The organism is Planococcus halotolerans (assembly GCF_003289955.1).
Taxonomy (GTDB): Bacteria; Bacillota; Bacilli; order Bacillales_A; family Planococcaceae; genus Planococcus; species Planococcus halotolerans.
Genome location: NZ_QLZR01000001.1, coordinates 821,863 through 837,479 on the forward strand (window position 1 = coordinate 821,863; position 15,617 = coordinate 837,479).

The window sequence follows — 15,617 nt, forward strand, 5'->3', positions numbered from 1 at the left end:
ATTTTCATTTTAGTTGCGCGCTTTCACAATTTAGTTGCGGTTCTCGGTCATTTAGTTGCGGTTAAACTTAATTTAGTTGCGGTTACAGCCTTTTTAGTTGCGGTCAACCAAATTCCCACCCCTCAATTTGAAAAAACCGCCACTTTCGCGGCGGTTTCCTTAAAGACTGGAGTTTTTCGCACAGCGAAAAACATCCGCTCGACGCTTTTGAACTCAACTCCATCTGCATAGAAAAAGAGACGACCCCACCGGTCGCCTCTCTTAACTCATCATCTGTTTTACCAATTCTTTATTGCGCTTCTTGAAGATTTCATTGTGCGAAGAGACCATGGCGATTTTATTTGCATCGGGCTGGATGTAACTTTTCGCCTGATTGACGGCGTTGGCTGCGTCCTGGAATGTGCCGGCGATCAGATTGAGTTTACCGGGATGCTGCAGGATATCGCCCGCGGCAAAGAGGCCATCGACCGATGATTCGCTTTTCGGTGTTCCAGCAATATAGTAATCGTCCGCAATCTCAATGTCCAAAGGACTGTTGCCGAGCAAGCTAATGTCGCGCTCGTAGCCGTGATTGATGATGACTTCATCTATAGGGAGCAATATTTTCTCTCCATTAATCCGATTGGTCAATTCGACCAGTTCGATCGCATCGCGCTTGTCAGAGGCAATCAAGCGGCTGATGGATGTATTCAGATAACAGACCGCCGAACTTCCAAGCAATTGACTGACCTGGGCTTCGTGCCCCGCGAGCGATTCTTTCCGGTAGCTGACGAACACTTTGTCGGCAATCGGTTCGAGCTCATTGGCCCAGTCAATTGCTGAGTTGCCGCCTCCTGAAATGAGGACGGTCTTTCCTTTGAAACGCTCGAGCGATTTAACGGTGTAATTCAGATTGGATACTTCAAAACGTTCGGCTCCTTGGATCTCCAGTTTTTGCGGATTGAGAATGCCGCCGCCGACTGCCACGATCACCGTCTTCGACAAATGGATTTGGCCGGAGGAACCTTCCAGGCTGAACAAGCCGTCTTCCCGTTTCTCAATGCTCTCGATTTTCTCATTAAGAACAACTTCCGGATTGAATGTCAGTCCCTGCGCCACCAATTGGTCGATCAGCTTAGCGCCCGGCATCGGCGGCTGGCCCCCCACGTCCCAAATCATTTTCTCGGGGTAGACATGAATTTTTCCGCCAAGGCGCGGCTGAAACTCGATGATTTTCGTTTTCATTTCCCGAAGACCACTGTAAAAAGCTGAATATAACCCCGCTGGACCTCCGCCGATAATGGTGACGTCAAAAACTTCTATTTCATTCATTCAGAATCATCCTCTTCTTTTTAAGATTCCCGTTGACAACAATATGCTTTCGCCTTATAGTATTGATTGTACTGAAAATGATAATCATTATCAATGAATTTCTCACACAGTTTCACAAGGAGGTTGAAAGTTATGGTTCGCCTGTTCGCTGAGCATCTGGATATCAGCTACGGAGACCGTGCGATTGTAAAAGATTTATCGCTGTCCATTCCCGACAAGAAAATAACGACCATCATCGGATCAAATGGCTGCGGCAAATCCACTTTACTGAAAGCCCTGACACGCGTTATTCCCCATCAGTCAGGCAGCATCGTGCTCGACGGCGCTGATATCGCCAAAGAAAATACAAAGAAGCTCGCCCGGAAGATCGCCATTTTGCCGCAGACTCCGGAAAATGCACCAGGCCTGACAGTCGGCGAATTGGTGTCCTATGGCCGCTTCCCTTATCAAAAAGGGTTTGGACGCCTGTCCGCCGAGGACCATGACATTATCAACTGGGCACTCGATGTGACCGGAACGCAATTTTTTAAATATCATCCAGTGGACGCATTATCGGGTGGCCAGCGCCAGCGCGTCTGGATCGCCATGGCGCTCGCCCAGGAAACCGAAATGATTTTCCTGGATGAACCGACTACATATCTCGATATGGCGCACCAGCTGGAAATTCTTGAACTTCTGCAGAAGCTGAATGAAGAGCAGGAACGCACCATTGTCATGGTATTGCATGATTTAAATCAGGCCGCACGTTTTGCCGACCACCTGATTGCCATGAAAAATGGTGAAATCGTTAAAGCCGGCGCTTGCCATGAAGTCATCACTGCAGATGTATTAAAAACCGTATTTCGGATTGATGCAGAAATTGGAATGGATCCAAGAACGCAGAAGCCGATTTGCATTACCTATAACTTAATCAAAGGAGCATAACCATAATGAAAAAATTAACATTCCTGCTGGTTTTATTGGCTGCTTTATTCCTTGCAGCATGCAACTCAGAGTCAACGGAAGAAAAAGATGGAGCCTCGGCGGAATCGAAGCCGGAAACGATTACATATGAATCAGAAACAGGACCGATTGAAGTCCCTGCAGATCCGCAGCGTGTGGTTGTATTGTCGACTTATGCAGGAAACGTCATGGCGCTTGATGTGCCAATGGTCGGGGTGGATTCATGGTCGAAAATGAATCCCCGTTTCGAAACGCAATTAACGGAAGTTGAAGAAGTCGCGGAAGATGACCTCGAGAAAATCATCGAGTTGGATCCGGATTTGATCATCGGTTCGTCCACCATGAAAAATATTGATAAGCTGAACGAAATCGCACCAACAGTTACATTCACTTACAATAACGTGGATTATCTGACGCAGCATCTTGAAATCGGAAAAGCAGTGAATAAAGAAGAAGAAGCTCAAGCTTGGATTGATGATTTTAAAGAGCGGGCGCAAACTGCGGGCGAAGAAATCCGTGCAGAAATCGGTGAAGACGCAACTGTATCGGTCATCGAGAACTTCGAGAAGCAAATTTACGTGTTCGGCGACAGCTGGGGCCGCGGAACGGAAATCCTATATCAGGAAATGAAATTGAAAATGCCTGAGAAAGTGAAAGAAATGGCACTGAAAGACGGTTACTACGCTTTGTCACAGGAAGTTTTGCCTGAATACATGGGCGACTACGTGATCTTCAGCAAAGACTCCGAACAGGACAATTCGTTCCAGGAAACAGATGTCTACAAAAATACGGAAGCTGTGAAAAACGGCCATGTCTTTGAAGCGAACGCCAAGGAATTCTATTTCAACGATCCGCTTTCACTGGATCATCAATTGGAATTCTTTAAAGAGAACTTCTTGAAATAATAAAAAAGAAAAGGAATTCCTGAATCCTCGGGAATTCCTTTTTATCCTCAACAGAAATGATGATGCCTTATGCCGACAAAATTTAATTTCTTCGCCAAGCTGCTCGCGGCGGTTGCCGTTTTCGTGCTGACATTTACAGCCGCCATCGCTTTTGGCGCAGCCGATATCAGCTTAAATGATATCCGGCTTGCCCTTTTTTCAAACGCTTCAAATGATGCCATTTCAGTGATCCGTGAAATCCGTCTGCCGCGGGAACTGGCGGCTGTCCTGGTTGGTGCGGCGCTGGCTGTGTCCGGCGCCATTATGCAGGGGATGACGCGCAATCCATTAGCGGATCCTGGACTTCTTGGATTGACTGCCGGTGCCAATGCAGCGCTTGCAGTAACGCTTGCCATGATTCCCGCTGCCAATTATTTCGGCATCATGGTTGCCTGTTTTATTGGCGCAGCTGTCGGCGGTGCTTTGGTATTCGGACTTGGCTCAATGAAAAAAGGCGGCTTCTCACCTTTCCGGATCGTGCTGGCGGGTGCAGCCATTTCCGCTTTCCTCACGGCCGTGGCAGAAGGCATCGGCTTGTACTTTAAAATTTCTAAAGACATCTCTATGTGGACTGCCGGCGGCTTGATCGGCACATCATGGGGCCAGCTGCAGACAATCACGCCGTTCATCCTCATTGCGATGGTGGTCGCGCTGCTGCTGTCGCGCCAATTATCGATCCTCAGTTTGAGCGAGGAAGCGGCAATCGGCCTCGGCCAAAACACCAACCGCACAAAAGCGCTGCTGTTTGTCGTCATCACTGCTCTAGCGGGCGCCGCTGTAGCACTTGCCGGAAACATGGCTTTTGTCGGCTTGCTCGTGCCGCATATCGTGCGCGTTATCGTCGGCGTCGACTACCGGCACATCATCCCGATGTCCGCTGTAGCAGGCGCGATTTTCCTGCTGTTTGCCGATTTGCTCGGCCGAACGATCAACGCACCTTTCGAAACACCAGTGGCTGCAATCGTCGCCATGCTCGGCTTGCCGTTCTTCCTGATTATCGTCCGTAAAGGAGGCCGCGCGTTTACATGATCCAGTCAGCTTTGATTAAAAAACAGCGTTTCTTCTTTTTCACGCTGCTCGGGTTGATTTTGGCGACAGCCATCATCAGCATCGGCGCAGGTTATTCTTCAATGGGTTACGACCGGATTGCAGCGGCACTCATCGGCCAGGGCACGTTCAAGGAAAATTTCGTCCTGTTCTCTATCCGTATGCCGCGCATCCTGATTACAGTGCTTGCCGGTATGGCGCTGGCTTTGTCTGGTGCCATTCTGCAAAGCATTACACGTAATGATCTGGCAGACCCAGGCATCATCGGAATCAATTCCGGAGCCGGCGCCGCAATCGCTTTATTCTTTTTGTTCGTGCCTGTTGACGCGGGTTCGTTCGTTTACCTATTGCCATTGGTCGCTTTTGGCGGCGCATTATTGACGGCAATCTTGATCTATCTTTTCTCTTATCAAAGGGAGACGGGGCTTCAGCCGATCCGGCTGATTCTGACAGGAATCGGCTTTTCGATGGCGCTGTCCGGAGTCATGATTGTGTTGATTTCATCCGCTGAACGCGAAAAAGTGGATTTCATCGCCAATTGGCTGGCGGGCAATATCTGGGGCACCGACTGGCCGTTTATCCTGGCATTGCTGCCGTGGTTATTGGTGCTTATTCCATTTGTCCTTTATAAAGCCAATCGCTTGAATATGCTTGGCCTCAGCGAACCGGTAGCGGTCGGGCTCGGTGTTTCCGTCGAAAAAGAACGCATCACGATGCTATTGGCTGCGGTCGCTTTGGCCGCTTCAGCCGTTTCTGTTACCGGCGGCATCGCGTTCATCGGCCTGATGGCACCGCATATCGCAAAAGCACTGGTCGGTCCGCGGCATCAATTATTTCTGCCTTTGGCTATTTTGACCGGCGGCTGGCTGCTGTTGCTGGCGGATACCATCGGCCGCAATCTATTGGAGCCATCCGGCATTCCGGCCGGCGTCATGGCCGCCTTGATCGGCGCACCTTATTTTATTTATTTGTTGATGAAGAAATGAAAATGTGGGAAACGCAGTCAGCTTGTTCAGCTGGCTGCGTTTTTTGGTTTGGGGTGCGGCTTGATTGGCTTGGGGTGCGGGTTGACTCGTTTGGGGTGCGGTTTTCTCCATTTGAGGTGCGGTCTGCAATTATTTAACGCTAAAATATAGAAAAGCGAACAGTAATTTGAAATATTTTCCACTTTTTTATCTTAGTTGCGCGATTTCGCAATTTAGTTGCGGTTAAACTCATTTTAGTTGCGGTTAAACCCATTTTAGTTGCGCTCACCCAAAAACCAACCCCAAATTTGAAAAAGCCGCCACTTTCGCGGCGGCTTCCTAAAAGATTGGAGTTTTTCGCACAGCGAAAAACATCCGCTCCTGCTTTTGAATTTTGCATAACCCGCTATAAAGGGAAAAGTCTGCAACGCTTTTCAACAGGGACTCCACACATAATTCCTAAGTTAATCCGGCCGCTTCAACGAAAACAACTCACCTAATTTAGCGTAATTCGTTCCCGCCAGACGGCTGACCGGTTTCAAAATTTCCGCATTGATGCGGCCGTTTTCATAAATCGCTTCATCGATATGAATCCGGACGATCCTGCCGATAAGCAGATCCGTATTCGGCAAGTCGACTGCCTGGTCAAGGACGCATTCAAAACGGACTTTCGACTGGGCAACAGCCGGCACATCGATTTCCTCACTGTCGATTAACGTCAGTTTGGTCACATCAATCTCACTTTCATTGGGCGGCAGCGATGCCGCGGTTTCATTGACTTCGAAGACATTTTCCTCGTCGACAATGTGAACGACGAATTCCTTGCCGGACAGCACATTGCGCGCGGTGTCTTTTTTGTCGTCGCCCTTGCGCTGAACGGAAACAGACAGCATCGGCGGATTCGACGACACGATATTGAAATAACTGAAAGGGGCCGCATTGACGACCCCCTCTTCCGATTTGCTTGTGACGAAAGCAATCGGCCTCGGGATGATCGTGCCCACAAGCAATTTATAGTTTTCACGTTCTGTCTGTTGATAAGGATCAAAGCTCAGCACAGCCACCACTCCTTTTCGTTCAGTTTACCCGAAACGTTTTTCATTGCCGCAGGAAATGCTCATTTTAGACTGGAACTGTCACGATTCCCTGAGGCTCTTTTGCCGGCTTGCCGAAATAATAGCCTTGGAATAGCTGATAGCCCCGCTGTTTCAGCCAGTCGAAATCCTCTTTCGTTTCGACGCCTTCCGCCAAAGGAACCGAACCGATTTCCACGGCTTTCTCCAGGAAGCGCAGCGCTGTTTTCTGTTTGTCCGCGTCATCTGCTACGCCCTGCACATATTGCATATCAAGTTTCATATAATGCGGCTTCAAATCCGCCAGCAACTCAATGGTGCTGTAGCCTTCGCCCACATCATCCAGCGCGTATTGGAACCCTTTCTTCTTATAGAAAGCGAGAATTTCCCGCAAATGATCGACATCATCCACTTTTTCCGTCTCCACCACTTCAAACACCAATTGACGTGGGTCTAAGCCCAATTCATTGGCCAAGTTTGTCGTCGAACGCAGGCAGAATTCAGGCGAATAAATCGACGTAGGGATGAAATTAATAAAAGCCTTCACATCTTTTAAAACAGCGGCATGGCGCACAGCGGCCATCCGGCAGACCCGGTCGAGCGCATAGAGCCTGCTGCGTGATTTGGCAGCCGGGAAGATTTCATTCGGGTAAATGACTGTGCCGTCTTCATGGTGAAAACGCGCCAGCATCTCGTACGCGAAAATCTCTCCATCCGCTGTGACGATCGGCTGATAATGGCAGCCCAGCAATTCCTTGCGGATCACGTCATCAATCCATTCTGTATTGAAAACCTGCTCCATCTCTTCAATCTTGTTCCACTCACCTTTATCAATCCTGAACAACACTTTTGCCGGTTCCATATGATGCAAGCAGAAATCGAGGAATTCCTTCGCACCTCGTTCGTTCATAAACAATCTATTTTCTTTCCTTGTAGTTTCCATAACACGGCGTGCAAGATGGCTGACGACTTTGTCCATCAGAGAAAGATTCGTTTCGCCTTCGAGCTTGATATCAAATTTCAGTTCAGCGACTGAACAATTATTACATTCCACTGGCCACACTCCTCCTGTACTATTCCTTTCAGATTACCTTAAAATGGTTAATAAATCCTTATTAATTTTCGAATTTAAGAATAAATTGATTGTTTTCATCTTGGACTAATTGCTTAGATATTCCTTCATGAGCTTCGGGGTTTGTGCTATTTCGCTATATTGCCAGATTTTCTTTAGCTACTATTTGGTAAAAATTCAAGATTGCCCTGCTCTAATGGGCACAAGGGGTGCTCCAGCGTTCGCCGGGGCGGTTCTTCTCAGCGCTGCCATCATACTAAATGCTATATTCGTTTTATTTGTTGACGTAAGCCCATATTGGTTTATGTAGTAAAGCAAGGGGAACAGATTTATAGATGCTGTACAGGCTACGCAGGTCATATAATCGTTCAGGAGGGGTATGATGTCAGCGGAGATGGTTGGCTTCAGCATATTACTGATTGGTATTTTATTGTTAATAGGAAAATGGATTCGTGTGAGTTTTTCCGTTTTCCAAAAATATTTCCTGCCAAGTTCTATTATCGCCGGTTTTATGGGCTTACTTCTTGGACCTGAGGTATTAGGAGCTTTGGTGAGTTTCTTCACAGAAGGATCAACAACTCCTGTTTCAAATGGGCTTTTTCCGGAGGAAGTGCTTGAATCATGGTCTACTTTTCCGAGTTTGTTAATCAGTGTCATTTTTGCGAGCTTATTTTTAGGGAAAAAGATTCCCAACCTAAAAGATATTTGGCTGTTGGCCGGTCCCCAGGTTTCGTTTGGCCAATCAGTGGCTTGGGGACAGTATGTCTTTGGCCTTCTATTGGCACTAATCGTGCTAGCTCCCTTTTTTGGTATAAACCCGATGGCTGGAGCATTAATCGAAATAGGGTTTGAAGGCGGACACGGAACAAGTGCCGGTCTGGCGGGGACTTTTCAAGAACTGGGATTCAGCGAAGGCGCTGACCTTGCCATCGGATTAGCTACTGTTGGGGTTGTTTCAGGAGTGGTATGTGGAATCATCTTAATCAATTGGGGCGTAAAAAAGGACAAGGCGACGATTTTAGATAACCCGAACGACCTTCCGGAAAACAAACTTCGAGGCATTACAGAACCCGAAGATCGTCCGATTGCAGGGAAAATGACGACAGAACCCGAGTCGATTGAACCTCTTGCCTTGCACATGGCAATAATAGGAGTCGCTATTCTGATTGGCAAGGTTCTGCTGGAGGGGCTTATCTATATCGAATCTGTCACTTGGGGAGCATGGACTGACACTGAAATCATGTCTTTTTTACCTCTATTTCCTTTAGCGATGATTGGCGGTGTCCTGCTGCAGCTTCTTTTGGATAGATACGACAAGTACAAACTCGTTAACCGGAAAATGATATTGCGCATACAAGGATTTGCTTTGGATTTCTTAATTGTCAGCGCATTGGCCACTCTATCTTTAACGGTTATCGGAAACAACCTGGTTCCATTTTTACTGTTGGCTGCGACAGGAATTGCTTGGAATACTATAGCGTTTGTTTTTTTAGCACCCCGCATGATCCCCGACTACTGGTTCGAGCGCGGAATCGGGGATTACGGACAGTCCATGGGAATGACTGCCGCGGGGTTGATGCTCATTCGAATTGCTGATTCGAAAGACAAATCTAAAGCATTGGAAGCATTCGGCTATAAACAGCTGATGTTTGAGCCGATCGTAGGAGGCGGATTATTCACTGCAGCTTCTCTCCCCCTCATTTCGCAGTTCGGGATTATACCCGTCTTGATCTTTTGTACAATTCTTATGCTTATATGGATTGGAATCGGTTTATTTTATTTCGGGAAAAAATAAAGCTTCTCTCGCCTTTATCCCGCTTTACCGGTCACTGGGACACTTATACTCAGTTGGTTTCACTTGCACACATGCTTTTGCCCATGAAAAAACACCATCGATTTCAGTACTTGCGATAAGGGTACCAATTCGAAGGTGTTCTATAATTATCTCAAAAATTCAGGTTCGCCTAACCACAAGTGAATGTATGATATCTTCTTCCCCCATTTCCTAATTTTCCTAACTTCCCAGCTTTTCAATTATATCTAAGTAAAAATTGAAAAGAAGAAGGAGTTGGAAATAGAACCGTTCGTAAATATGTTAAAACACTTTACGAACGCCCTTTTAATTCCAGGAAGATTTACAAACAAAAAACAACTCACGTCTTCGCAAACTTATTCTTCGCATACACATACGTAACCGCGAGCGCCGCAACCAATACCGCCCCTTTAATGATATCAAACGCGTAATACGGCAGGTTCTGAATCGTAAGCCCGTTCAGCAGGATGCCGATGACCGCTGCACCGAAGAATGTGCCGAGCGCATTCGGCTTGCCGGCGCCGAGCACTGAATAGCCGACAAACACAGCCGCGACCGCTTCCATCAAAAGCGGAGCGCCGGCATCGATCTGGCCGGAACCGACACGTGCCGTAAACAGGATTCCCGCCATCGAAGCAAAAACGCCGGAAATGATGTACGCCGAAGTCTTCACTCGTTTCACGTTAACGCCTGACAGCGTCGCCGCTTCCGCATTGCCGCCGGTCATATAAAGAATGCGGCCCCAGCGCGTATGATTCAAAATCACATACGCCGCCAGCACCATGACGACCATGATCCACACCGGCACTGGAAGGCCGAGCATCTGGCCCTGGCCGATCCATAGAAACGCTTCGGACAATTGGCCGGGAGCCGTGCCGCCGGAAGTCAGCGGCATATTATTGTAGATCGAATAACCTTCCGTATACGTGCGGTGAAGGCCTGCCACGATATACATCATGCTGAGCGTCGCGAGGAGATCGGGAATGCCGATGACCGTGATGAGGAAGCTGTTGACGAGCCCGACCGCCACACCGATTAATAGCGGCAACAGCAGCACTAGCCACAGCGGCATGTCATACCACACCATTAAAGATGCCGTCACGACGGTCGACAGGGACATCGTCGAGCCTACGGACAAGTCGAAGCCATCGACGACGAGCGTAAATGTGACGCCAAGCGCCAGCAGGGTGACGATTGAAATCGACCGGAGAATATCCGAGAAGTTGCCGTAGCTGAAGAACGCGTCGCTGATGCTGCTGAAATACAGAATGATCGCAATCAGCAGGATGATGGCGCCGTATTTAAACAGAAATTGAACTGCGTTCTCTTTCACTGAGTTTTTCGGTTTGGTTAAGCTCTTCTTTTCCACCGCTTGCATAAAGTAATATCCTTTCCTGGGTCGCTTCTTGACGTGATAATTCCTTCACGATCTGACCATCGCACATTACCAGAATCCGATCGGAGATGCCGATCGCTTCATGGATTTCACTGGAGAAATAAAGGCAGCCTTTGCCGCTTCCGGCCAGTTCCCGGATCAATTTGAATATATCCACCTTCGCGCCGATGTCGACGCCTTTTGTCGGCTCATCGAATAAATAAAGCAGCGAATCGAGGCTCATCCATTTGCCGATGGCCACTTTTTGCTGATTGCCTCCGCTCAGATGGACAAGCGGTGTTTCCGTATCGCCTGTTTTGATCTTTAATTTATCGATGATGTCTTCCGCGAATTTATTTTCAGCTGTTTTATTCATGAACAATTTTGTCGAGAATTTCCGGAGATTCGGGAACGAGGCATTGGCCCTAAGCGTTTCGTGGACAAATAATCCTTCTTTCCGGCGTTCTTCTGGAATCAATGCCATCCCCGCCCGGATTGCATCTTCCGGATGCTTGATGCGGGTTTGTTTCCCGGCAATTTCCACCGAGCCGCTGACGGAGTTCGCTGCTCCGAATAACGCTTTTGCGAGTTCCGTTTTCCCTGCCCCGACAAGTCCGACAACGCCGACGATTTCGCCTGCTTTCACTGAAAATGAAATATCCTTCAGCTTGCCGCTGTCAGATAACCTTCTAACTTCAAGTACATTGTCGCCAGTCGGATGCGGCTGGTATTCCAGCTCATGGCTGAGCGCTTCGCCCAGCATCGCTTCGATGATCCCTTCAGAATCGGACTCTGCCGTAACGAAAGTGTTGACCCATTTCCCTTCTCGCATCACGGTGATCCGGTCGCTGATCTCAAAAACTTCCGGCAGCCGGTGGGAAATGAAGACACAGCCGACGCCTTCGCTGCTGAGTTTCTGAATGACCGAAAACAGTTTATCCGATTCCGTCAATGACAAAGGTGCTGTCGGTTCATCGAAAATGATGATCTTTGCCGAATGCACCAGCGCCCGGGCAATCAGCACCAGCTGTTTTTCCGCCAAAGTGAGCGTGCCCGCTTTTCGGGTGACGGAGATTTCTTCCGACTGCAATTGGACCAGCGCTTCTTTCGCCTGCTTATTGATTTTCTGTTTCGACAACAGCAAACTGCCTCCTGCCGCAAAACTGTCCATCAGGATGTTTTCCGCCACCGTCAGTTCCGCAACAATGGCCGTATCGACTTCCTGGTAAACGCAATAAATACCGTGTTCTTTTGCTTGTTTTGGTGAACGCAGAGAGATGATTTCACCGTTCAGCCTAATTTCGCCGCTGTCCTGGCCGTAAACTCCTGAAAGGATCTTGATCATGGTGCTTTTTCCCGCTCCATTGACGCCGAGCAAAGCGTGGACTTCACCTTTTTCGAGTGCTAACTGGCCGTTCTCCAGCGCCGTTACATTGCCGAATCGCTTGCCGATTGACTGCATATCCAGTAATTCTGCCATCTCTGCAATCCTCCTTTCGCCCAAAGGAGCCGCCCAATTCCGAGGACGGCTCCAATCCTTTATTCTCCTTCCAATTCACGAAGGTCGTCGGTATAGCCTTGCTCGCTTGCTCCCCATCCTTCGATGTGCTCGCTCAACGTTTCAGTTGTCACCGTTTCGTCCGGAAGCTGTCCGGCATCGATGAATACCGGCTCCAGCACAACTTTCTCTTCCGGCTGTTCACCGTTGATCAATTGGTAAGCGTAACGCACCTGGATACGCCCGATATCTGTCGGATCGACCGCTGCCGAAGCTACCCACGGGCTGCCGTCTTTTTGAATCATCTGCAAATCTTCATCGCTCATGTCGATGCTGTAAACTTTGATATCTGTGCGCCCTGCCTGCTCGATTGCGCGGACAGCGCCTTTCGCGAATTCATCCCAAGCCGCCCAAACTGCAGTGATGTCACCTTCGTTCGGGTATTGCTTCAGGATTGCTTCCATTTGCGCTTGTGTATCGAGCGCCGTATTTTGAGTGGCAGAACCGAAAGCCGCCACTTCTTTAATGCCCGGGTTGTCTTTCAAAAATTGCTCATAAGCGATTTGACGTCGTTCCATCGGCGCAAAGCCGGCCGTCCAGATTTTCACGATATTCGCTTCACCGTCATGGTCTTCAGCCAGTTTCGTTAAAGTCTGTTCCGCCATCAGCTGGTCTCCCTGCTCAAGCGAAACCACGCCTTCCACGTCAACTCCTGCGTCAAACGCCACAACCGGAATTCCTTTTTCCACCGCTTTTTCAACGCCTTGATTCAGCGCCTCTTTCGTTCCGTGGTCAATCAGGATCGCGTCTGCTCCCTGGTTGATGGCTGCGTCCAGATTGGATGCCATTTTCGCCAAGTCTCCTTCAGAGTTGAACACGGTGACTTTGCCGCCGAAATTCTCAACCTGATCTTCCACTCCGGCTATGTATTGCGCCGAAAACGTTCCAAGATTCTGCTGTAAAATCAATGCCACTTCTTTGCCCGCCAGCGGATGTTCCGAGGCTTCCGATTTTTTGTCCGAATCCGTTTCCGCTTCTGTCACTGTTTCGCCTTTCGGCTGGCACGCCGCCAATAAAATACTGATGAACAATAAAGCCGCGATAATTAAAAATGATTGTTTTTTCATGAGTTTTCTCCTTTTCCTGAGACTGCTGCCAGCAGTTCCGGTATATTTCTTTCATAATCGGGATGAATAATGCCTTTTTCCGTGATGATCGCCGTAATGTACTGTGCCGGCGTCACATCAAATGCCGGGTTGTAGACTTTCGTGCCGTTCGGCGCGATGGGTTGGTCTGCAATATGAGTGATTTCTTTCGCCGAACGCTCTTCGATCGGGATATTTTTGCCGTTTGGAATCTGCAGATCGAAAGTTGATGCAGGTGCTGCCACATAAAACGGGATTTTATATGCAGCGGCCAGAATCGCCAGATTGAAGGTGCCAATTTTATTGGCAGTGTCGCCGTTTGCCGCAATGCGGTCAGCCCCGACGATGATCGCTTCGATGCCTTTCGCCCCGATTGTGTGCGCCGCCATGCTGTCGGTGATCAGCGTCACATCAACACCTGACTGCTGCAGCTCCCACACCGTCAGGCGCGACCCCTGAAATACCGGACGCGTTTCGCAGGCAAAGACTTCGAACTCACGGCCCAATTCCTTGCCGAGATGAAACGGCGCGAGCGCGGTGCCGTATTTTGCTGTCGCAATGGAGCCCGCATTGCAGATGGTCATGACTTTCGAGCGGCCTCCCAATAACTCAAGCGCATAACCGCCGATCGTCCGGCACGCTTCCTCGTCTTCCTTATGAATACGTTTCGCTTCTGCTAAGATTTCCGCTTTTGCCGCTGCAACCGTTTTTGCCGATTGAATCGCTTGTTGCAGCCGGCCGATCGCCCACGCCAGATTGACTGCAGTCGGACGTGAAGACGCCAGGTAAACCGCGTCTTTTTTCACGAAATGATGGAATACTTCCAGTGTTTCGGTGTCGTGCTTTTGGGCGGCCAGCGCCAAACCGTAAGCCGCTGTTATGCCGATCGCCGGTGCGCCGCGGACTTTCATTGTAATAATTGCGTCGTAGACATCTTCGATTGTGTTCAGCGCGATGTATTCCGTTTCATGCGGAAGTTTTTGTTGATCGAGAATGATCAATTGGTTGTTGATCCATTGGATCGATAATGGGATTGCCATGCTTTACAGCTCCTTCAAAAGCGCTGTCACATCCTGAATCGATGTGAGTTCGCTGCGTTTTAAGATTAATGTCTCCCCGATGCGGAGAGCCAGTTTTTTGGATTCGATGCGCACTTCTGCATCCTCAATGCCGTCAAGGTCTTTGACATGCGCCAGGCCAATGGTGCGGCGGATCAATTCACAGCCGGCAAAGCCGAGTGTGTCCTTGAAAATCTTGTCGAGAACGGATTCGCGGTAACCCGGAACGCCTTTGAAATCTTCAATGCCTTCATTTTTCCAAAGCTCCGTGAAGCGCGTTTCAAATACCTCCCATGTATTTTCAATGTGACCGATGATTGTCCCGCGGCCTTCGCCGTTCCGCGTAATGCCCTGTACAATCAGATTGGCAATAAACAAGCCGACATCAAAACCGATCGGTCCGTAAAAAGCGAATTCCGGATCGATGACCTTGGTTTCATTTTCATCAGCGAAAATGCTGCCGGTGTGCAGGTCGCCGTGAAGCAATGCCTCCGCTTCCGTCAAAAAGCTGCGTTTCAATTTTGCCGCTTCGAGTTTCAAGCGGTCGTTGTGCCAGATGGCTTCGACGGTCTCCTGAAGTTCCGGTTCGAAGTCATTTGTCTCGTGGTCGAAAAATGGATCTGTGAAAATCAAATCTTCCGTAATCTTGCAAAGTTCCGGATTTGAAAATTCAGCCGCCAGCCGCTTCTTTTCAAATGGATGCAACGCGAAATCGGAAGTATGGAATAAAGTCTGTGCCAGATATTCACCGATATCGGTTGAAAGCTTCGGATAGTTTTTCCCCTGGATCAAGCCTTCACGGGCGATCGTCAAATGGGACAGATCCTCCATGATCGTATACGCCAATTCTTCATCGGTGCTATACACTTCCGGCACGAGGCCAGTCGCATATTCGCCATGCTTGCGTAATGCCGCAGCTTCGATCGCTGCACGCTTCAATGTGAGCGGCCAGCTTTCGCCCACCACTTTGGCATAAGGCAGCGCCTGCTTGATGATGACGCCTTTGCCGCTTGCCCGGTCGCTTACCCGGTACACGTAATTCAAATTGCCGTCGCCGATTTCCCGGCATTCCAGATCTGTTCCTGCCGGGAAAAGTCCCGCCGCCAAAGCGATGGCTTCTGCTTCTGTCAATGCGTGATATGTGGATACTGCTGTAGTTGTCATGGTCATCTTCCTCCTGAATTCAATTATAGAAAAGCGGAAGCGCCCGTTTAGCTCTGACAGGCATAAGGCAGACCAGCGAAGTGGCGTTTTTTGCCGCACAGCTGGGTTGACTTATGTCCCGAAGAGCTGGGCCGCTGAAGTCTGGACAGTTATTCGCTATTTCAAAGACGTTCCAAAATTCGAATACTGATACTTTTTTTGAGCAATAAA

14 protein-coding genes are annotated in these 15,617 nt (G+C 48.9%); 5 read left to right on the plus strand and 9 right to left on the minus strand.

Features of this window, described 5'->3' with window-relative positions:
* Positions 1–261: 261 nt before the first annotated feature.
* The gene (locus DP120_RS04100; RefSeq protein WP_112222059.1) at positions 262–1,311 is read right to left on the minus strand and encodes an NAD(P)/FAD-dependent oxidoreductase; all 1,050 of its coding nucleotides are present in this window, start codon (positions 1,309–1,311) and stop codon (positions 262–264) included.
* Between the two features lie 132 nt (positions 1,312–1,443).
* Here DP120_RS04100 and DP120_RS04105 point away from each other — a divergent pair, with 132 nt between their 5' ends.
* The 4 genes from DP120_RS04105 (at position 1,444) to DP120_RS04120 (ending at position 5,230) form a co-directional block, all read left to right on the plus strand.
* Positions 1,444–2,235 carry an ABC transporter ATP-binding protein gene (locus DP120_RS04105; protein ID WP_112222061.1) on the plus strand — a complete coding sequence of 264 codons (792 nt, stop codon included), beginning with the start codon at positions 1,444–1,446 and terminating at the stop codon, positions 2,233–2,235.
* A gap of 5 nt (positions 2,236–2,240) precedes the next feature.
* Complete coding sequence (locus DP120_RS04110) at positions 2,241–3,158, plus strand: iron-hydroxamate ABC transporter substrate-binding protein (RefSeq protein WP_112222062.1); 918 nt, start codon at positions 2,241–2,243, stop codon at positions 3,156–3,158.
* A 69-nt stretch (positions 3,159–3,227) separates the two neighbouring features.
* Positions 3,228–4,226, plus strand: a complete 999-nt coding sequence (locus DP120_RS04115) for a FecCD family ABC transporter permease (protein WP_112222064.1) — start codon at positions 3,228–3,230, stop codon at positions 4,224–4,226.
* Positions 4,223–5,230, plus strand: coding sequence for a FecCD family ABC transporter permease (locus tag DP120_RS04120; RefSeq protein WP_112222066.1), 1,008 nt, complete (start codon positions 4,223–4,225; stop codon positions 5,228–5,230). Before DP120_RS04115 ends, DP120_RS04120 begins: the two co-directional genes overlap by 4 nt.
* A 139-nt stretch (positions 5,231–5,369) precedes the next feature.
* Here DP120_RS04120 and DP120_RS18255 read toward each other — a convergent pair whose 3' ends face one another.
* The 3 genes from DP120_RS18255 to DP120_RS04130 form a co-directional block, all read right to left on the minus strand.
* A complete protein-coding gene (locus DP120_RS18255; protein ID WP_133257372.1) occupies positions 5,370–5,609 on the minus strand; it encodes a hypothetical protein in 240 nt (79 codons plus the stop codon).
* A gap of 64 nt (positions 5,610–5,673) precedes the next feature.
* Complete coding sequence (locus DP120_RS04125) at positions 5,674–6,267, minus strand: flavin reductase family protein (protein ID WP_112222068.1); 594 nt, start codon at positions 6,265–6,267, stop codon at positions 5,674–5,676.
* Positions 6,268–6,331: 64 nt separating this feature from the next.
* Positions 6,332–7,336, minus strand: a complete 1,005-nt coding sequence (locus DP120_RS04130; RefSeq protein ID WP_112222070.1) for an EAL domain-containing protein — start codon at positions 7,334–7,336, stop codon at positions 6,332–6,334.
* Between the two features lie 400 nt (positions 7,337–7,736).
* On the opposite strand from DP120_RS04130, the gene DP120_RS04140 reads away from it, so the two are divergent.
* Positions 7,737–9,149, plus strand: a complete 1,413-nt coding sequence (locus tag DP120_RS04140) for a sodium/glutamate symporter (RefSeq protein WP_112222072.1) — start codon at positions 7,737–7,739, stop codon at positions 9,147–9,149.
* 358 nt (positions 9,150–9,507) lie between these two features.
* On the opposite strand, the gene DP120_RS04145 is transcribed toward DP120_RS04140, so the two are convergent.
* The 5 genes from DP120_RS04145 to mtnK are packed head-to-tail and all read right to left on the minus strand — an operon-like array spanning position 9,508 to position 15,407.
* Positions 9,508–10,545, minus strand: a complete 1,038-nt coding sequence (locus tag DP120_RS04145) for an ABC transporter permease (protein ID WP_112222074.1) — start codon at positions 10,543–10,545, stop codon at positions 9,508–9,510.
* The gene (locus tag DP120_RS04150; protein ID WP_112222076.1) at positions 10,469–12,022 is read right to left on the minus strand and encodes a sugar ABC transporter ATP-binding protein; all 1,554 of its coding nucleotides are present in this window, start codon (positions 12,020–12,022) and stop codon (positions 10,469–10,471) included. Before DP120_RS04150 ends, DP120_RS04145 begins: the two co-directional genes overlap by 77 nt.
* A gap of 59 nt (positions 12,023–12,081) precedes the next feature.
* Positions 12,082–13,167 (minus strand): sugar ABC transporter substrate-binding protein, encoded by a 1,086-nt coding sequence (locus tag DP120_RS04155; protein ID WP_112222078.1) that lies wholly within the window; start codon positions 13,165–13,167, stop codon positions 12,082–12,084.
* Entirely contained in the window at positions 13,164–14,225 is a 1,062-nt protein-coding gene (gene mtnA, locus DP120_RS18585; protein WP_205854499.1) for an S-methyl-5-thioribose-1-phosphate isomerase, read from the minus strand. Before mtnA ends, DP120_RS04155 begins: the two co-directional genes overlap by 4 nt.
* 3 nt (positions 14,226–14,228) lie before the next feature.
* A complete protein-coding gene (gene mtnK, locus DP120_RS18590) occupies positions 14,229–15,407 on the minus strand; it encodes an S-methyl-5-thioribose kinase (RefSeq protein WP_205854500.1) in 1,179 nt (392 codons plus the stop codon).
* Positions 15,408–15,617 lie beyond the last annotated feature (210 nt).